This is a genomic window from Mycolicibacterium obuense, from assembly GCF_055397605.1.
Genome location: NZ_AP043663.1, coordinates 5312278 through 5330004, shown reverse-complemented (window position 1 = coordinate 5330004; position 17727 = coordinate 5312278). Strand labels below are relative to the sequence as shown.

The 17727-nt window shown below is 67.3% G+C and carries 15 protein-coding genes; 6 read left to right on the top strand and 9 right to left on the bottom strand.

What is annotated here, in order from left to right; translation table 11 throughout:
* Nucleotides 1-81 precede the first annotated feature (81 nt).
* The 3 genes from lipE to ACZ50N_RS25810 all read right to left on the bottom strand — a co-directional run bounded on the left by lipE (nt 82) and on the right by ACZ50N_RS25810 (nt 2265).
* Nucleotides 82-1332 carry a lipase LipE gene (lipE, locus tag ACZ50N_RS25820; RefSeq protein WP_464475718.1) on the bottom strand — a complete coding sequence of 417 codons (1251 nt, stop codon included), beginning with the start codon at nt 1330-1332 and terminating at the stop codon, nt 82-84.
* The gene (locus ACZ50N_RS25815) at nt 1329-1766 is read right to left on the bottom strand and encodes an Rv1352/Rv1906c domain-containing protein (protein ID WP_073684921.1); all 438 of its coding nucleotides are present in this window, start codon (nt 1764-1766) and stop codon (nt 1329-1331) included. Before ACZ50N_RS25815 ends, lipE begins: the two co-directional genes overlap by 4 nt.
* A gap of 88 nt (nt 1767-1854) precedes the next feature.
* Nucleotides 1855-2265 (bottom strand): heme-binding protein, encoded by a 411-nt coding sequence (locus ACZ50N_RS25810; protein ID WP_048423033.1) that lies wholly within the window; start codon nt 2263-2265, stop codon nt 1855-1857.
* Between the two features lie 298 nt (nt 2266-2563).
* Between ACZ50N_RS25810 and ACZ50N_RS25805 the strand changes: the two genes are divergently transcribed.
* Both ACZ50N_RS25805 and ACZ50N_RS25800 read left to right on the top strand, forming a co-directional pair.
* Nucleotides 2564-2950, top strand: coding sequence for a VOC family protein (locus ACZ50N_RS25805; RefSeq protein WP_464475717.1), 387 nt, complete (start codon nt 2564-2566; stop codon nt 2948-2950).
* On the top strand, nt 2947-3810 hold the full coding sequence (locus tag ACZ50N_RS25800) for a rhomboid family intramembrane serine protease (RefSeq protein WP_048423034.1): 864 nt from the start codon (nt 2947-2949) through the stop codon (nt 3808-3810). Before ACZ50N_RS25805 ends, ACZ50N_RS25800 begins: the two co-directional genes overlap by 4 nt.
* A 4-nt stretch (nt 3811-3814) precedes the next feature.
* Here ACZ50N_RS25800 and ACZ50N_RS25795 read toward each other — a convergent pair whose 3' ends face one another.
* The 5 genes from ACZ50N_RS25795 to ACZ50N_RS25775 all read right to left on the bottom strand — a co-directional run bounded on the left by ACZ50N_RS25795 (nt 3815) and on the right by ACZ50N_RS25775 (nt 9758).
* Nucleotides 3815-5299 carry an APC family permease gene (locus ACZ50N_RS25795; protein ID WP_464474120.1) on the bottom strand — a complete coding sequence of 495 codons (1485 nt, stop codon included), beginning with the start codon at nt 5297-5299 and terminating at the stop codon, nt 3815-3817.
* A gap of 28 nt (nt 5300-5327) precedes the next feature.
* Nucleotides 5328-7067: a phytoene desaturase family protein gene (locus ACZ50N_RS25790; protein WP_464474119.1), complete on the bottom strand. Its 1740-nt coding sequence runs from the start codon at nt 7065-7067 to the stop codon at nt 5328-5330.
* Entirely contained in the window at nt 7064-7408 is a 345-nt protein-coding gene (locus ACZ50N_RS25785; protein WP_131705552.1) for a RedY/HapK family protein, read from the bottom strand. Before ACZ50N_RS25785 ends, ACZ50N_RS25790 begins: the two co-directional genes overlap by 4 nt.
* Nucleotides 7409-7447: 39 nt before the next feature.
* Nucleotides 7448-8881: a gamma-aminobutyraldehyde dehydrogenase gene (locus ACZ50N_RS25780; protein WP_464474118.1), complete on the bottom strand. Its 1434-nt coding sequence runs from the start codon at nt 8879-8881 to the stop codon at nt 7448-7450.
* A gap of 199 nt (nt 8882-9080) precedes the next feature.
* Entirely contained in the window at nt 9081-9758 is a 678-nt protein-coding gene (locus tag ACZ50N_RS25775) for a GntR family transcriptional regulator (protein ID WP_052765270.1), read from the bottom strand.
* Between the two features lie 193 nt (nt 9759-9951).
* Here ACZ50N_RS25775 and ACZ50N_RS25770 point away from each other — a divergent pair, with 193 nt between their 5' ends.
* From ACZ50N_RS25770 to ACZ50N_RS25755, 4 genes are read left to right on the top strand one after another with little or no spacing between them, the layout of a single operon-like run.
* The gene (locus tag ACZ50N_RS25770) at nt 9952-11106 is read left to right on the top strand and encodes a phosphotransferase (protein WP_464474117.1); all 1155 of its coding nucleotides are present in this window, start codon (nt 9952-9954) and stop codon (nt 11104-11106) included.
* Between the two features lie 38 nt (nt 11107-11144).
* Nucleotides 11145-12464 carry an aspartate aminotransferase family protein gene (locus tag ACZ50N_RS25765; protein ID WP_464475716.1) on the top strand — a complete coding sequence of 440 codons (1320 nt, stop codon included), beginning with the start codon at nt 11145-11147 and terminating at the stop codon, nt 12462-12464.
* Nucleotides 12461-15349 (top strand): FAD-binding and (Fe-S)-binding domain-containing protein, encoded by a 2889-nt coding sequence (locus tag ACZ50N_RS25760; RefSeq protein WP_464474116.1) that lies wholly within the window; start codon nt 12461-12463, stop codon nt 15347-15349. The genes ACZ50N_RS25765 and ACZ50N_RS25760 overlap by 4 nt, the downstream gene beginning before the upstream one ends.
* Nucleotides 15346-16818 (top strand): NAD-dependent succinate-semialdehyde dehydrogenase, encoded by a 1473-nt coding sequence (locus ACZ50N_RS25755; protein ID WP_464474115.1) that lies wholly within the window; start codon nt 15346-15348, stop codon nt 16816-16818. The genes ACZ50N_RS25760 and ACZ50N_RS25755 overlap by 4 nt, the downstream gene beginning before the upstream one ends.
* Here the strand turns inward: ACZ50N_RS25755 and ACZ50N_RS25750 are convergent.
* Entirely contained in the window at nt 16815-17684 is an 870-nt protein-coding gene (locus tag ACZ50N_RS25750; protein ID WP_464475715.1) for an LLM class F420-dependent oxidoreductase, read from the bottom strand. The genes ACZ50N_RS25755 and ACZ50N_RS25750 overlap by 4 nt on opposite strands.
* Between the last annotated feature and the right edge of the window lie 43 nt (nt 17685-17727).

The window sequence follows — 17727 nt, the reverse complement described above, 5'->3', positions numbered from 1 at the left end:
GATCCGCCGGACGACGATCAAGCGGCGAGGTACGAGTCGCGTTGTGGGGGCACCTCCCGCTTGCGGGGGAGAGTCCGGTAATCAGATCCGCGACATCTCGGCGTTGATCCGGTCCAGCAGCTGTGGATAGCGCTTCGCCTCTTTGTGCCCGCTCGGCTTACCGCTGCTGACCACCGCGACCGACAGTGCCCGCTGGGGATCGGCCCACACCGCGATGTCGGTGAGGCCGGTGTGGCCGAAGGCGCCCTGCGCGTTGCGGCCGAACGGCCCGAATCGCTTGGAGCCCAGCATGTATCCGGTACCCCAGCGCATCGGCTGCAGTCCCGTCGCCAGATCCGGCCGCAAGCGGCGGGCCTCTCTGGTCGCCGCCTGCAGCGTTGCGGGTGACATCACTCGAATACCGTCGAGTTCGCCTCCGCGACAGAGGATCTCGGCGAACCTGGACAGCTCGTTCGCGTTGGACACGGTGCTCGACGACGGGATCACGCTGGTGAGGAACTCTGGTGTGTTGGAGAACGGGATGATCCGCTGCGGGGTGCCGCCGACGGCGATCTTGAACGCCTTGGCGATCGGCGGGGGCAGCGGCTTCCCGGTGACGTGGCTGGGCGCCACCAACGGAACATCCTCTGCCGCAACACCGTAATTCGTCCACCGAAAGCCCAGCGGGGCCAGGATCTCGTCGTGCAGGATGTCGCGGATGTTGCGGCCCGCCGCCGCACCGATGATCTCGCGCATCAACGGACCCCAGGTGAGGCCGTGGTAGATGTGCACCAGACCGGGAGGATGGATCGGCTTGAGCTGGCCCAGCATCTCCCGGGCGTACTCGCTGTCGTTCATGCGGCGCAGGTCGGGGCGAGGCCCGGTGGCGAACGGCACGCCCGCGCTGTGCGTCATCACATGCCTGATCGTGGTGCGGTCCTTGCCGTGGCTGGTGTAGGTCGGCAGGTAGTCGCACACGCGGTCGTCGAGGGAGAACACACCGCGCTCGACAAGCATGTGCGCGACGGTCGTGGTGATCGCCTTGGCCGCGGAGTAGACGCAGAACGGGGTGTCGGTGCCGACGACGACCTTCTCGGCGTCCGGCGGGTCAGCGGGTCCGTTGCCTCGGGCGTGCCCGATCGCGCGGTCGAGAACGGTGCGGCCGTCGCGGCGGATGCACACCTGGATCGCCGGCTGCATGCCCGCCGCGTACCAGTGCCGCGCCGCCTGCCAGATCCGCTCGACGGAGGCGGGGTCGACGTCCGTGTGGTCTTCGGCGCCGACCGACGTCACGGCGTCGAGGTCGGCGGGAACGACGATCCGGCCGTCGAGGGTGCCCGCGGCTGGGCTCAGCGCGGTCCCCCGTTGAACATGCCGCTGCCGATGGCCTGGGTCAGTGCGCCCAGCAGGTCGCCGGGTCCCGGCTGAGGCGGCATCGGGGCGTTGGTGAGCTGCCAGGTCTGGCAGTCGGTGGTGGTGAACGAGGTGTCGGTCGCATCGATCTGGACGAACGCCGGCTTCTTGGTCAGGGCGTTGTCGACCAGCTTGTCGCCGGCCGAACGCTTCCAGTAACACGCGCCGTTGTCGACGGGGCCGGCGGAGGAGTACACCCCGGGGACGATGTCCTTGCCTACCGCGTACGACCCATTGCCGTCGATGGTGGTCTTGGGACCGTCGGCGGCCGGTGCGGGAGCGGGGGCCGGCGGCGCGGGCTGAGCGTGGGCCAGCGGTGCTGCGACGCAGGAACAGGCCAGCACCGCAGCCACGGTCGTACGCAGGAATCTCATGAGAAAACCAGCCTCATAGCAAGCCAGTCTAAGTGCTGCGGCGGCGGGCGTGAACCCGCCGCCGCAGCGCCTGACGGTCGAGGCGGCGTCAGCCCGCCATGAAGGTGTTGTAGGCCGACTGCAGATCGGCCGGCAGCACGGTGACGTTGCAGGTGCGCTGGGTGTCGCCGATCGGCGCCAGGATGCCCCGCAGGTCGTAGTACTCACCAGGGTTGGCGGTGAAGTAGCCACGCAGGTTGGCCTCGGCCTCGGGGCGAGACTGATGCATCGCGGCCGTCACGACCTGGTTGGCGCCCGGATGGCTGTCGAGGTACTGGCGCGCCGCGGTGGTCGCCGAACCCACGGTGCCCGCGACCTGGCTGGCGCTGCAGCCCTCACCCGGAGCGGCCGACGCCGTGGGCGCCACTGCCGCGGCCGACGCGATGGCCACGCCGCCGAAGACAGCCGCCGCCCCGATGCGGGCCACGTTCTTGCGCACGCTGATAGCACTGGAATTCATGGTGGTTCTGGTCCTTCTCAGATGTCGTTGGTGGTGCTTTTCCCCGCCCGCATTCCACGGTAACCGCGTTCTGAGGGGCTGAAACCGAGCATGTGTTCGCCCGGCGGGGACCCCGCCGGTGTTACAGGGTCGCGGCGTGAGATCGGCCTCAAAACGACGGCGAAACCGCCTCTGACGTTGGGTCATCGTTGAGACTTCTCACGATCGGCGGCGCTTCCTTAACTGATCGTGATGTGCGTTGTGTCCGAATCGTTATGTCGCGACGGCTAATTTGGTTCCCGTGAAGCTGGGTTTGCTGATGCCCGGGATCGAGGTGGGGCTCGTCACCACGAACCTCGAGGCGATGGTCGCGTTCTACGAGGGGTTCCTCGAACTCGAGCCGCAGGGCGAGATCGCCTTCGAGGGCGGCTCTCAACGCCGCTACTCGCTCGGCACCAGCGTGCTCAAGCTCGTCACCTACGACACCCCGCCGGCACCGGCCGTGCCCGGCGGCGGCCGCGCCCAGGCGGGCCTGCGGTACTTCACGATCGGGGTCACCGGGCTCCGCGCCGTCGCGGGTGCCTTCGAGGCGTCGCCGTACGAGATCGTCGAGGGACCGACCGAGTTCGCGCCGGTGCCCGGCATGGGCTTCATGTTCGTCGCCGACCCCGACGGCAACCACATCGAACTGTTCGGCACCCTGTGAACCAGCCCGGCTACCCGCCCCCGCCGCCGCCCGCGTACTGCTACCGGCATCCCGACCGGCCGACCTACGTCGGCTGCACCCGCTGCAACCGCCCCATCTGTGGCGAGTGCATGCACAGTGCCGCGGTTGGCCATCAGTGCGCCGAGTGCGTCGGCGCCGGGGCGCGCTCGGTGCGGCAGGCCACGACACCGTTCGGCGCGGTGGCGCGCCGGTCGGCGACGCCGGTGGTCACCTACACGCTGATCGGTCTCAACGTCGCGATGTTCGTGCTGCAGATGGCAGTGCCCGGCACGGAACGCGCGCTCGCGCTGTGGCCCGTCGCGGTCGCCGACGGCGAGTGGTACCGGCTGCTGACCTCGGCATTCCTGCACTTCGGGGTGGCCCACATCGCGTTCAACATGCTGGCCCTCTACTTCGTCGGCCCGCCGCTGGAGATGGCGCTGGGCCGGCTGCGGTTCGGTGCGCTGTACCTGCTCAGCGCGCTCGGCGGCGCAGCGCTGGCCTACCTGCTGACACTCAACGCGTTGACCGCGGGTGCCTCGGGGGCGGTGTTCGGATTGTTCGGCGCGACGTTCGTCGTCGGAAAGAAACTGAACATGGACGTCCGCGGCGTCGTCGCGGTGATCGTCCTCAACCTGGCGTTCACGTTCGTCTTCCCCTTGATCAGCGGCCAGAACATCAGCTGGCAGGGCCACATCGGTGGGCTGATCACCGGCGCCGCGGTGGCCGCGGCCTTCGCGTACGCGCCGCGGGCCCAGCGCACCGCGGTGCAGGCCGGGGCCTGCACCGCGACGCTGGTGCTGATCCTCGCGATCGTGCTGTGGCGAACGGCAGACCTGCGGGCGATGTTCGGGCTGTGACCGGCTAGAGCCGATCGCCGAGCGTGGAGTTCAGCTGGGCATAGCGTTGCGGGGAGCGCGCCTTGATGACGTAGGCGCCGATGACGCCGATGGCCAGTGACGCGAACAACATGGCGGTGAAGGTGATCTGCAGCCACCCGCCCCCGCCGAGCAGGACGTCCATGCCCGTGATGGCGTACCAGAGGAACGGCAGCAGTCCGGCGACGCCGAGAAGCGGCGCGATGAAGGTGTTCCAGGGTCGCTTGTCGACGGTCGAGCGGCGGAAGAACACGAAGATGGCGATGCTGGCGATGGTCTGCAGCAGGATGATGCCGGCGGCGCCGACGCCGGTCCACCAGGTGAACAAGGTGGTGTAGGGGTCGAGGCCCAGTATGGCGAAGACGGCGACCACCACGGCGACCATGGCGATCTGCACGTAGCAGGCCAGTGCCGGTGACTTGCGGGTCGGGTGCGTGGTGCCCAGCCGTTTCCAGATGACGCCTTGGCGGCCCAGCGAGTACAGATAGCGGGCGACGTTGTTGTGGAACGTCAGGATCGCGGCGAACAGGCTGGTGATGACCAGGAGTTGGAAGGCTTCGGTCCCGGCGCGGCCGAGGACGCTGTCGCTCACGGCGAACACGAGGTTGCCGCCCTCGCTTCCGGCCAGGTCGACGATGTTCCCGACGCCCACGGAGTTCACGATGAGGAACGCGGTGACGGCGTAGAACACGCCCATGAAGATCACCGAGGTGTAGGTCGCGCGGGGGACGGTGCGTTTGGGGTCTTTGGCCTCTTCGCCGTAGATGGCTGTGCCCTCGAAACCGATGAAGGAGGCGTGGGCGAACATCAGCGCGACACCGATCGCACCGGCGAACACCGCTGACGGAGCGAAGGGTTCGAACGAGTAGTCACTGACGGGATTCGGTGAGTTGACGAGGATGCCGATGTTGAGGACGAGGATCACGCCCGTCTCCAGCGTCAACAGCACGGCCAGCACGCGAGCACCGGCGTGGATCTGCCGGACGCCGAGGAACAGTGACGCGCCCATCGCCAGCCCCGAGAAGACCCACCACGGCACGCCGACACCGGTGTGGCGAGAGGTGAATTCGGCTGCGTAATAGCCGAAGCCGCCGATGACCCCGAGCTGGATGGCGTTGTAGGCGAAGATCGCCAGGGAGGCGGATCCGATCCCCATCGGTCTACCGAGCCCCCGGGTGATGAAGGCGTAGAAAGCGCCCGCGTTGGTGATGTGTTTGCTCATGGCGACATAGCCGACCGCGAAGATGGTCAGCACTATCGCCACGGCGACGAAGGCGCCCGCGATTCCGACACCGTTGCCGGAGCCGATGATCACCGGGAACAGCGCGACGACGACAGTCAGCGGCGCGGCAGCGGCGACGACGAAGAACACGATGCCGAGTACGCCGATCTGGTTGCGCGCCAGACCTTCCGAGCCGTCAGGCGAATCCTTCAGGGTGGCCAACGACTGGGGATCGTCCTGGTGCAGCATGGCAGTCCTTCGGGGGTGGAGTGGTCGGTTAACGGGTGGTCTTGCTGCGGGCGGCGAATTTGACGACCTTGCGCAGCGCAGGGCTGCTCGCGACGGTGTAGCCGAGCTTCTTGCCGGTCTTGGTGTCCATCACGGTCTCCATGGCGCGGTCGATGACGCCGGCCTTAGGCGCCGGGCCGACGCGCTGCGCGGTCGGTGCGGGGGTTCCGTTGAGGTCTGCGATGACGACCTGGGCGGCGTTGTGACCGTTGGCGCCCATCACTCCGCCGCCGGGGTGAGTGCCGGAGCCGCAGAGGTAGTAGTTGTCGACCGTGGTGCGGTAGTCGGCCAATTCGGGCGTGGGCCGGTTGTTGAACAGCTGGTCGAAGAACATCGAGCCGTGGAAGATGTTGCCGCCGGTGAGCCCGTAGTCGCGTTCGAGGTCCTTCGGTGTGATGATCACCCGTTCCAGGATGTGGCCCCGCAGGTTGGGCGCGTACCTGAAGAGGACTTCCAGCACTCGATCCGCCCACTCGTCGCGGATGGTGTCCCAGTCCGTGCCTGCGAGTTCGAACGGAAGTTGTTGCACGCCCAGGGTCATCGTGTGTTTGCCCTCGGGGGCCAGGGTCGAGTCGTGCGTGGACTGGATGACAGCCTCGATCACGAAGTCGTCGGGGATCTCACCGCGGCGCTCGGCCTCCCAGGCGCGCTCGAAGTTCTCGATCGAGGCACCCATGATGGCCTGCGCCTGGTGCTGGGGCCCCTGCACGCCGGCGGGGAAGCCGATGTAGTCGGGCAGCTCGTCGATCAGCAGGTGGATGCGTGCCATCGAGCCGCGGGCGTCGTAGTCCTGCAGTTTGGCGGTCAGTTTGGCGTCGACCGCGCCGGCCGGTAGCAGGTGCAGCATGGAGCGTTGCGGGTCGGCGTTCGAGATCACCGTGCGCGCCGAAATAATCTGTCCGTCAGCCAGTTTCACGCCCGTCGCTTGGCCTCGGCTCACCACGACCTGCTCGACCGGTGACGAGAGCCGGATCTCGGCGCCATGCGCCTTGGCGCTGCGGGCCATCGCCTGGGTGATGCCGCCCATGCCTCCCTTGACGAAACCCCACTGTCCGAGTGTTCCTTTGAACTCGCCGACGGAGTGATGCCCGTAGACATAGCCGGTGCCCGGGGTGGACGGGCCACCCCACACCGAGATCATGCCGAAGAAGGTGAACAGGCCCTTGATGTGTTCGTTCTCGAAGTACCGGTCCAGCAGATCCTTCGTCGACAGCAACACCATCTCGTTGAAGAGATCCTCGGCGCCGGCGGCCTCGAAGGCGGCCAGCACCTGGGAGCGGCTGGGGGCCGGCGAGAGCAGGAACGGCGTGAGAATGGACGCAAATTTCTTGACCCGCAAACCGAATTCGAGGAAGGCGGCGGCATCGCGGGCGGAGAACTTCTCGATCTCCTTGAGCGTCTTGTCCATGTCCTTCCACACGAACAGATGGCTGCCGTCGGGGAAGATGCTGACCTCACTGGCTGCGGTCTGATACATCTCCAGGCCGTAGCGCTCCAATTCCAGATCGGCGATGATCTCCGGGCGAAGCAGGCTCGCGATGAATGCACACGACGACCAGGTGGCACCGGCGATGAGTTCTTCACTCGTACACGCGCCACCCACGACATCGCGGGCCTCCAGGACCAAGACCTTCTTACCCGCACGGGCGAGATATCCGGCGGTGATCAGGCCGTTGTGGCCCGCGCCGATGACGATGGCGTCGTAGGAGGGGACGGTGGTCGAAGTCATTGGTGTTCTCCCGGAATGGCGTGAGTGAAGTAGGTGCGGACGGTGGCGGGGTCGACGAGTTCGTCGAAGCCCGCGATGACGGGTTTCATGCTCGGGTCGTGGTCGCGGAACTGCTCCCAATCCGCCCAATCGGTGACCTCCATGACCTCCAGGATGTCGGCCGGAGCGCCATCGGGCGCATCGTCGACGCGGAACGCCTCGAAGCGTCGAACCAGGTCCCCGCGGGCCAGGCACGTCGGGCGATCCACCTCGGTGGAGAAACGCTCGAACTCGGCCGGGTCGACGCCGGGCAACATGGAGAACAGATTCACCGCCACTACCGTGCGGCCGGGGACAGTCATCGCAGGACCTCCGAAGGTGTTGTGCAGCAGACGATGTGGTCAGCTCGCCAGATTGATCATGATGTGCTTGATCTCGGTGTACTCCTCGACGGAGTAGATCGACATGTCGTTGCCGTGCCCGGATTGTTTGAACCCGCCGTGCGGCATCTCCGAGACGATCGGAAGATGGTCGTTGACCCACACCGTGCCGAATTGCAGCCTGCGGGCGGCGCGCATCGCCCGGCCGACGTCTCGGGTGAAGACCGATGCGGCCAGGCCGTACTCGACATCGTTGGCCCAGGCGAAGGCCTGCTCTTCGCTGCTGAAGCGGGTGGTGGTGACGACCGGGCCGAAGACTTCCTTCTGGACGATCTCGGAGTCCTGCGCGGCGTCGACGACAAGGGAAGGCTTGTACCAGAATCCGGGTCCTGAGCCGATGCCGCCGACGGCCAGCGAGGCCGGACCCGATGCGACGGCGCGGTCGACGAAGCCGGCCACCCGGTCGCGCTGGCGTTCCGAGATGACCGGGCCCATCTCGGTGGACTCCTCGGAAGGTTCACCCACGGCCACCTTGCTCACGGCGCGGGTCAGTTCGGTCACGAACTCGTCGTAGATGCCGTCGGCGATGTACACGCGTGAGGCGGCCATGCAGTCCTGGCCGGAATTGCCGTATCCGCCTTCGCAGATCTTCGTGATGGCGAGTTCGGCGTCACAATCGTCGAAGACGAGCACAGGCGCCTTGCCGCCCAGTTCCAGATGGAGGCGTTTGAGGTTGTCGGCCCCGGCGCGGGCGACGACCTTTCCGGTGGCGGTGTCGCCGGTCAGCGAGCTCATCCGCACCCGCGGGTGACCGGTCAGCGCGGCCCCGACGGTGTCGCCGTGACCGGTGACGACGTTCAGGACCCCTGCTGGAAACAGGTCGGCGGCCAGTTCGGCGAGGCGCAACGTGGTCAGCGGTGTCTGCTCACTGGGCTTGAGCACCAGCGTGTTTCCCGTCATCAGCGCCGGGCAGATCTTCCAGATCGCCATGACGAGGGGGAAGTTCCACGGCGCGACGCTGCCGACCACGCCGAGCGGATCGCGCCGGATGATGCTGGTGTGGGTGGGGGAGTACTCGCCCGCGGCGCGGCCCTCCAACACGCGGGCGGCGCCTGCGAAGAATCGCATGTTGTCCACACCGAAGGGGATCTCCTCGCGCGCAACGGAAATCGGCTTGCCGACGTTCTGCGACTCCAGCGCAGCGAACTCCTCGGCGTGAGCCTCCAGGCGGTCGGCCAGCTTCAGCAGGAGTTCGGCTCGCTTCCCCGGTGTGGTCGCCGCCCATCCGTCGAAAGCGCTCTCCGCCGCGCTGACCGCGCGCTGGACGTCGGCGGCGTCGCCCCGCGGCACAGTGGCGATCTGGTCGCCGTTCGCCGGGTTGATGACCGCTTCGGTCGCGCCGCTGGCGGCGGGGACGTGTTCTCCCGCGATGTACATGAGTGGGCCGTCCGCCATGAAAGTTCTTCTCCAAGTCACTGGGAGTGCGATGCCCGCCGAGCGGACGTGCTCAAGTGTTGAACAGTTGACATGGAGAACTTAAGCACAGCCGATAGGTGTCCGCAAGACGAGCAGTCAGAAAAGTCGTGGTGACGACACGGCCGTCGAATCGATGCTCGCGCAGCGCCGTCCGCGATGACTGCCGGCAGGGATGCGGCTAGCCCGCCGTGCGGGCAGCGAGGATCTTGCGCACCTCGTCACGGTTCTCGGTGATGATCTCGGCGATCGTGTCGCGGGCCACGTTCGGATCACGGGAGGTGAAGGCGGTGACGATGCGCTGGTGTTCGTCTTCGAGCCCCGAGCCGGTCTCGTACTCGTGATGGTCCAACGACAGGATCAGGAGGAAATAGCGCAGATCGCCGAGCAGTTCGGCGTAGAACTTGTCGAGCCGTGGGCTGTTCATCAGGCCGACGATGGCCCGGTGGATGTCGAGATCCTTCTCGACGATGACGCGTGGATCGTGCGTCGCCATGGCCGCTTTCAACGCCTCCATCGCGGTGAGCAGAGGCGACAGATCCGTATCGGGTCCCAGGGATGCGGCGGCCGCGGTCTCCAGATGCAGGCGGGCGCGGTAGATGTCGAGGACCTCCTCGTCGGAGGGATCCCAGACGACCAGGCCGCGGTTGAAGGTGTAGCGCACCAACCCGGTGCCCTGTAACAAGCGCACCGCTTCGCGCACGGTGTTGCGCGAGATGCCCAGGGCGTCGGCGACGACGGCTTCCCTGATGCGCTCACCGGGCTTGAGTTCGCCCTCCAGGATCATGTCCATCAAGCCGTCGGCGATCTGCTGCGCACTACTGCGTCCGACGATCTGAATGCGCTCGGCGATGGACATGGCCTCAGCGTACAACTGTTGAACACCGATTCGGAGCGCTGGCGGACGCGGTCGCGGCGGGCTGACTGGACGCCTCATGCTCTAATGTTCTACAGTTCATCGCTATCAACGACAGCCGCGGGTATCGCGGCGCAGTGAGATTCGATCGGGCGGCCGGGGCTGCGGGCCCCTCGGCGCGAGAACAGGATTGGCGATGACGGACGCTTTCCCCGACAGGGCCCTCGCCATCCCGCTGCGCTCCCGTGCACGGGACGGGGGCGTGTTCCGGGGCTCCGCTGCGCTTCTTCGCATCGCCCGAGAAAGTGCGCTCGACGAGTCGCCGGCAGAGCGCTTTCCCGAGCAGCAGGTGGCCGCCGAATTGCGGCGGCAGTACGACCTGGCCGGTCAGTTGAGCCGTATCCCGACCGAGAAGGACGATACGTTCCGTCTGGCCACCGACATCGGTCGCTTCCTGGTCAAGATCGCACCGGCAACGGAGGCCGCCCAGATCGTCAACCTGCAGTCCGCGGTCATGCTGCACCTGGAGAAGAGCCGACCCGCGATCCCCGTCCAGCGGTTGATCCGCGGGGTGCGCGGCCAGGTCGAGTCCACCGTGGTCGACCCGCGCGGGAATGCACGCCTCATGCGGGTCATGAGCTACCTCGACGGTGACCTTCTCGCGTCGACCATCCCGACCCCCACCCAGTTCCAGAAGGTCGGCGCCATGCTGGCGCGGCTCGACTCCGGGCTGGCCGGCTTCCGGCACCCCGGCGAATCTCGGTCACTGATCTGGGATCTGAAGAACTTCCTCCACGTGCGGCCACTCCTGGAGCTGGTGAACGACCACGACGACGTCACGATGGCGACGTGGATCTTCGACCAGTTCGAAGCTCTCGTCGCACCCCGAATCGGCACCCTCCCCACGCAGATGATCCATGGCGACTTCAGCCCGTTCAACGTCGTCGTCGACCCTGCCGCCGACGACTTCGTCACCGGCGTCATCGACTTCGGTGATGTCGTCCGCAGTCCCGTGCTGTTCGAACTGGCCGTTGCGGTGGCCAACCAGATCGGCCTCGACGATCGGCGTCCGTGGGACAGCGCGGTGGAGATCGTGCGCGGCTACCGTGCGGTCCGGCCGGTGCCCGATCGTGATGTGGCGCTGTTGGCCATCGCCGGGCCGGCGCGACTCCTGTTGCGTGCCTTGATTTTCGGCTGGCGCGCGGCTATCCATCCCCACAGCCGGGATTACGGGTTGTCCCATTCGGCGCAGGATTGGACCAGGCTCCGGTGCGCACTGTCGGTGGCCTCACCCACCGTGCAGGCACTGCTGTCGGCTGCCGGTGCATCATTTCAGACAGGAGAGAACTGACGATGACCAAGGCGTTCACGCCAGGAGCGTCCGAGCCCATGGTGAACGGGTTCGACACGTCGCGCATCGACGAGCTGCCCCCGCGCACCCGCGGCCAGGTCGAAGCTCGTGACCGTCTCCTGGGACCCGGCTACCGGTTGTTCTACGAAGACCCCGTGGAGATCGTCCGCGGCGCGGGAACTCTGCTCTTCGACGCCGATGGCAATGACTACCTCGACGTGTACAACAACGTGGTCAGCGTCGGGCACTGCCATCCCTACGTCGTCGACGCGATTCATCGGCAGCTGTCGACCCTGAACACGAACACCCGTTACATCCAGCAGTCGATCCTGACGTACAGCGAGCAGTTCCTGGCCACCATGCCCGCCGAGATCGGGCATGTCATGTTCACCTGCACCGGTTCCGAAGCCAACGACCTCGCGATGCGGGTGGCCCGGTACCACACCGGAAACCAGGGCGTCATCGTCACCGCCGGCGCCTACCACGGGCTGACCTCCGACGTGTCGGCCTTCTCGCCGTCGCTGGGTGTCGGTGTCCCACTGGGGCCACATGTGCGCACCATCAGCGCACCGGATCGCCTGCGTCACGGCGGAAACGACGCCGTGATCGCGACCATGCAGCGCGAGATCCGCGCAGCGATCGCCGATCTGGAGCGTCACGGGTTCGGAGTCGCAGCCTTCATTGCCGACATGATCTTCTCCTCCGACGGCATCTACGCCGATCCCGCGGGCTTCCTGCAGCCTGTCATCGAGGAAGTCCACAACGCCGGCGGGCTGTTCATCGCCGATGAGGTACAGCCGGGATTCGGCCGTACCGGACGGAATTGGTGGGGATTCCAGCGGCACGACCTCGTCCCCGACATCGTGACGACCGGTAAACCCATGGGCAACGGTATTCCGATCGCGGCGGCCGCCTTCCGCCCCGAACTCCTCGTCGAGTTCGGACGTAACATCCGCTACTTCAACACCTTCGGCGGTAACTCGGTGTCCATCGCGGCGGCGCAGGCGGTATTGGACGTGATCAACGGCGACGAGTTGATGGCGAACGCTGACCGCGTAGGCCGCTACATCCAGGCCGAAATCGAGTCCATGGCAGGCCGTTACGAACAGGTCGCCGAAGTCCGCGGCGCGGGGTTGTTCGTGGGGGTGGACATCGTCACCGACCGAGAATCCGCCACTCCCGACGGAGACGCGGCGTTGCGCGTGGTCAACCACATGCGCCGGCGCCGCGTGCTGATCTCGGCGTCGGGGCCCCGCGGCAGCGTGCTCAAAGTGCGTCCGCCGCTGCCTTTTTCGATGGCCGATGCCGATCGTCTCCTCGAGAATCTCGCGGTGGTGCTCGCCGAGGAGCTTCATTGACCCGCGCCGTCACGTTCGTACAGCGGCTGACCGCCGGCGCCGTCGAGGTCGACACCAGCAGCCGGCGGTTGGCCGAGTACAGCTACGACGCCTCGAATTATCGGGTCGAGCCAGTGGCCGTCGCATTCCCCCGGAACGCGGAGGACGTGAGTCATATCGCCCGGCTCTGTGCGGAGTTCGGCGTTCCCCTCATCGCGCGGGGCGGCGGCACATCGATGGCGGGCAATGCCATCGGCAGCGGAGTCGTCCTGGACTTCTCGCGACACATGGACCGCATCGTGTCTGTCGACGCCGCCAGCCGAACTGCCGTCGTCGAGCCGGGCGTCGTCTTGGCGGAGCTGGCGGAGGCCGTACAGCGCAGCACGGCCGATCAGTTGACGTTCGCCCCGGATCCGTCCAGCAGGAACCGGGCCACCGTCGGAGGATCGATCGGCAATGACGCCTGCGGCAACCACTCGGTCCGGTACGGGCGCACCGGCGACCACGTGGTGTCGTTGGACCTGGTGCTCGCCGACGGCACTCGCCTGACGGCCACCCACAGCGGACTGTGTGCCACCGATCCGGCGGACATCGCCGCAACGGAGCGAGCCAGCGCACTGTCCGCTGACCTGAGAGCCTTGACCGCACGGTACATGGCCCCGTTTCGTCTGGAACTCGGTCGCATTCCTCGGCAGGTCTCGGGCTTCCAGCTCGCACACCTGCTGCCGGAGAACGGCTTCGACGTCGCACGCGCACTGGTGGGCACCGAGGGATCCTGCGCCGTCGTCGTCGGCGCCACCGTCACCCTTGTCGACGTACCGCCGTCGGCGCTGCTCCTGGTCGTCGCCTATGACGACATCGTCGACGCCGCCCGCGACGTCACCACGATCCTGGAGTACTCGCCCGCGGCGGTCGAAGGCATCGACGAACACATCGTCGCCACGATGACAGCGCGCCGCGGCGAAGACTCCGTCGCCGCCTTGCCCGCCGGCCGCGCGTGGCTCTACATCGACCTCGACGGTGACGACGACGTCGCCGTCGCCGAGCACGCCCGCAGGCTCACCGCCGATCTGCGGGCCAACGGACGGGCCCGGCAGTTCCGGGAGGTCCGCGACCCGGGCGAACGTCGACAACTGTGGCGCGTTCGGGAGGACGGCGCCGGATTGTCGTCGCGACTACACCTCGCCGACGGGTCCACCGTGACGTCGTGGCCCGGTTGGGAAGATTCCGCCGTAGCCCCGGAGAACCTCGCCGATTACCTCGCCGACTTCCGCAACCTGCTCCAGCAGTACCAGCTGATCGGCGTGATGTACGGCCACTTCGGTGCCGGTTGCATGCACATCCGCATCACCTTCGATCAACGCACACCCGAAGGGCGAGAGGTCATGTCGGCGTTCCTCACCGCCGCGGCCCGGCTCGTCGTCGCACACGGCGGAACGCTGTCGGGCGAACACGGTGACGGGCGCGCACGGTCGCAGCTGCTGCCCGAGATGTACTCGCCGACGATCATGGAGGCGTTCGCCGGGTTCAAGGCTCTGTTCGATCCGGGCAACACCCTCAACCCCGGGATGATCGTCGCGCCCGAACCGATCACCGAACAGCTGGCGCTCGCCGATATCCCACCACTGCCCTGGCAGACCACGTTCACTCTTCACGAGTCCGCCGCACCAGGGTCCAGCCCATTCGCCGAAGCCGTGCAGCGCTGCATCGGCGTGGGCAGGTGCCGCTCACACAGCGGCGGAGTCATGTGCCCGAGCTATCGGGCGACCGGTGACGAGAAGGACTCCACGCGAGGTCGCGCCCGCGTTCTGCAGGACATGGTTCGCGGCGCTGACACGATGGACCAGGGATGGGCATCTGAAGACGTTCGTGACGTCCTGGACCTGTGTCTGTCCTGCAAAGCGTGTTCCACCGACTGCCCGACCGGTGTCGACATGGCAACCTACAAGGCCGAGTTCCTCGACCACCACTACCGCCGACGTGTGCGTCCGATGTCGCATTACTCACTGGGGTGGTTACCGCGATGGTTGGCCGTGACATCTCGCACTGCTCCCGTGGTCAACCGATTGCTGGCCAGCCCGCTGCGATCGGTGGGGCTGCGTCTCGGCGGACTGACGACGCAGCGACCGCTGCCCACCTTCGCCTCTCGCCGCGCGTTGCGCGCCGAAGTCGGTGTGCCGGGTGGCGGCACCGGGGACGTGATCATGCTGGTGGATTCTTTCACCAGAGGCTTTCGGCCCGAGGTCGCCGGCGCGGCGCGGCGCGTGATCGAGGATGGCGGCCAGCGCGCCGAGGTCCGCACCGACGTGTGCTGCGGACTCACCTGGATCTCCACCGGGCAACTGCGCCAGGCCCGAAAACGTCTGGCACGCACCGCTGCCGCTCTCGACGACGGAACCGATCGGCCGATCGTGGTCACCGAGCCGAGCTGCGCGGCCGCGCTGCGCAAGGATCTTCCTGAACTGGTCGGAAGCGACGCCGCTCGTCGGGTCGCGCGACGTGTCCGCAGTTTCGCCGAGCAGATCACTGCCCAGAGCGAGACCGGCTGGGCGCCGCGGGTAGCTCTGCCCGAGGCTGTCACCCTGCAGACCCACTGCCACGAATACGCCGTGTTCGGTGCGGCCACGCAGCGCCGCGCACTCGCCGCGGTCGGCATCGACCAGGTGCGTGAGGCGACCGGATGCTGCGGCGTTGCCGGCAATTTCGGTTTCGAGCGCGAGCACTACGACGTCAGCATGGCCGTCGCCGAACTGGCGCTGGCCCCGGCGCTGCGCGCCGACCCGGAGGCGGTGGTGCTCACCGACGGCTTCAGCTGCCACATGCAAGCCAGACAGCTGGCTCCGACCGCCCACGCCTCCCTGCACCTGGCACAGATTCTCGACCCCACATTGGAGAACGATCGATGACGTCAACAACGCTGCACGCTGGTCTCGCCGACATCCCGACCGGGCTTCTCATCGGCGGGCGGTGGCGCGCCGCGAACAACGGAAACGTCTTCGAGGTGGAGAACCCCGCCACCGGAGAGCTGTTGGCCAGCGTGGCCGATGCGGGTCCCGGGGACGCTGACGCGGCCCTGGACGCCGCAGTCGCTGCGCAGCGCTCGTGGGCCCGCACCGCACCACGCGTGCGTAGCGAAATCTTGCGCCGCGCATATGATCTCGTGATGTCCCGGCAGGACTGGCTGGCTGAGGTGATGACCTCGGAGATGGGTAAGCCGCTGGCCGAGGCCAGGGGTGAGGTGGCCTACGCCGCGGAGTTCCTGCGGTGGTTCTCCGAAGAAGCGGTGCGGATCTCCGGTGACCACACCACCACCGGCGACGGCGCGAACCGCATCATCGTCACGCGGGAACCCGTCGGTCCCTGTGTCCTCATCACGCCGTGGAACTTCCCGTTGGCGATGGGCACCCGCAAGATCGCGCCCGCCGTGGCAGCCGGCTGCACGATGGTGCTCAAACCCGCGCCGCAGACACCGCTGACCTCGTTGGCCCTGGCGGCGATCCTGCAGGAGTGCGGTCTGCCCGAGGGAGTGCTCAACGTCGTCACCACCACCGATGCAGCGACCGTGGTGCAGCGGTGGATGAGCAGCGGCAAGGCCCGCAAGATCAGCTTCACCGGCTCCACCGGCGTGGGCAAGGTGCTGCTGCGCCAGGCGGCCGACACGGTGATGAGATCGTCCATGGAGCTGGGCGGCAATGCGCCGTTCATCGTGTGCGCCGACGCCGACATCGACACCGCGGTGCAGGGGGCCATGGCGGCGAAGATGCGCAACATGGGGGAGGCGTGCACAGCGGCGAACCGCATGTACGTGCACCGTTCTCTGGCAAGCGAATTCAGTGAGCGCCTCGCGGCGCGGATGGCCGAACTGACGGTGGGCAACGGCCTGGCCGACGGTACCGATGTCGGACCGCTCATCGACGCCGCCGGCCGAGCCAAGGTCCAGCACCTGGTCGACGACGCGCTCGCCCGTGGTGCCACCGCCGTGACCGGCGGCCGGCTTCCCGACGGACCGGGTTACTTCTACCCGCCGACCGTGCTCGCCGATGTGTCACCTGAATCCGAGCTGATGTCCACAGAAGTGTTCGGTCCGGTGGCGCCGGTCATCCCGTTCGACGACGAAGACGACGTGATCTCCCGCGCCAACGACACCGACTGGGGTCTGGTCGGATACGTCTTCACCCAGGACATCGATCGCGCGTTCGACCTGAGCGAACGACTGGAGGTCGGCATGGTCGGTGTCAACACCGGGGTGGTGTCCAACCCCGCCGCACCCTTCGGAGGAGTCAAACAGTCCGGCCTCGGACGCGAAGGTGGCAAGGTCGGAATCGACGAGTTCCTCGAGTACAAGTACCTGTCGGTTCCCCGGCGCCGCCGCTAGGCGGACAGGCCCGCCGCGTCTGCGACAGCCTCCAGTGCCTCGAGGTGCTTGTCGACGGTCGTCAGGCCGGCGCCCATGGTGTTCACCGTCAGATGCGTGGCCCCGATCTGTCGCCACGCCTCGATCGCGGCGAGGACCGCGTCGGAGTCACCCTGCCAGCTGACGCGGCCCTCCATGCCGATGCTTTCCGGATCGCGGCCGGCGCCTCGGGCTGCCTCGTCCACCACGGCCCGCGCCTCGTCGAGACGCGGCCCCGGCCCGAACATCGGGAACCAGCCGTCGGCGAGCCTGCCCACGCGGGCGTACGCCCGCGGCGATGCGGCGCCGATCCACAGCGGTATGGGCCGCTGCACCGGCAGGGGAGCCACGCCCGCACCCACCACCCGGTGGTGACGTCCCTCGAACGTCACCGAGCGTTCGGTCCACAGCCGGCGCAGCAACTCGATCTGCTCTTCGGAGCGCCTGCCCCGATCGCCGAAGTTCTCACCGAGCGCCTCGTACTCCACCGCGTTCCAGCCCAGGCCCACCCCCAGCCGGAACCGCCCGCCTGTCAACAGGTCCACCTCCGCGGCCTGCTTGGCCACCAGCGCGGTCTGGCGCTGCGGCAGGATGATGACCCCGGTGACAAGCTCCAGCGTCGTCGTCACGGCCGCGAGATAGCCGAACATCACCAACGGCTCGTGGAACGTGGTGTCCACGTCGTACGGGCCTGCCCAGTCCCGGTGCACGGCCGGGTCGGCTCCGAGCACGTGGTCGTAGGCGAGAAGGTGGGTGAACCCGAGCTCCTCGACGCGCTGCCCCATGGCGCGCACCGCGCCGGGGTCGCCGCCGAGCTCGGTTTGCGGGAAAACCACGCCGATGCGCATACCGGGGCCAACCGTCACAGCGTGGAAATTAGTCCGTCTGGGT

What these genes read in the sequence shown, in the direction of transcription:
- ACZ50N_RS25775 (WP_052765270.1), bottom strand. Translation starts at nt 9,758, where the DNA reads ATGTCCATCGCCGAGCGCATTCAGATCGTCGGACGCAGTAGTGCGCAG.
- ACZ50N_RS25780 (WP_464474118.1), bottom strand. Translation starts at nt 8,881, where the DNA reads ATGGCGGACGGCCCACTCATGTACATCGCGGGAGAACACGTCCCCGCC.
- ACZ50N_RS25750 (WP_464475715.1), bottom strand. Translation starts at nt 17,684, where the DNA reads ATGCGCATCGGCGTGGTTTTCCCGCAAACCGAGCTCGGCGGCGACCCC.
- ACZ50N_RS25755 (WP_464474115.1), top strand. Translation starts at nt 15,346, where the DNA reads ATGACGTCAACAACGCTGCACGCTGGTCTCGCCGACATCCCGACCGGG.
- ACZ50N_RS25810 (WP_048423033.1), bottom strand. Translation starts at nt 2,265, where the DNA reads ATGAATTCCAGTGCTATCAGCGTGCGCAAGAACGTGGCCCGCATCGGG.
- ACZ50N_RS25790 (WP_464474119.1), bottom strand. Translation starts at nt 7,067, where the DNA reads ATGACTTCGACCACCGTCCCCTCCTACGACGCCATCGTCATCGGCGCG.
- ACZ50N_RS25770 (WP_464474117.1), top strand. Translation starts at nt 9,952, where the DNA reads ATGACGGACGCTTTCCCCGACAGGGCCCTCGCCATCCCGCTGCGCTCC.
- ACZ50N_RS25785 (WP_131705552.1), bottom strand. Translation starts at nt 7,408, where the DNA reads ATGACTGTCCCCGGCCGCACGGTAGTGGCGGTGAATCTGTTCTCCATG.
- ACZ50N_RS25815 (WP_073684921.1), bottom strand. Translation starts at nt 1,766, where the DNA reads ATGAGATTCCTGCGTACGACCGTGGCTGCGGTGCTGGCCTGTTCCTGC.
- ACZ50N_RS25765 (WP_464475716.1), top strand. Translation starts at nt 11,145, where the DNA reads ATGGTGAACGGGTTCGACACGTCGCGCATCGACGAGCTGCCCCCGCGC.
- ACZ50N_RS25805 (WP_464475717.1), top strand. Translation starts at nt 2,564, where the DNA reads ATGCCCGGGATCGAGGTGGGGCTCGTCACCACGAACCTCGAGGCGATG.
- ACZ50N_RS25795 (WP_464474120.1), bottom strand. Translation starts at nt 5,299, where the DNA reads ATGCTGCACCAGGACGATCCCCAGTCGTTGGCCACCCTGAAGGATTCG.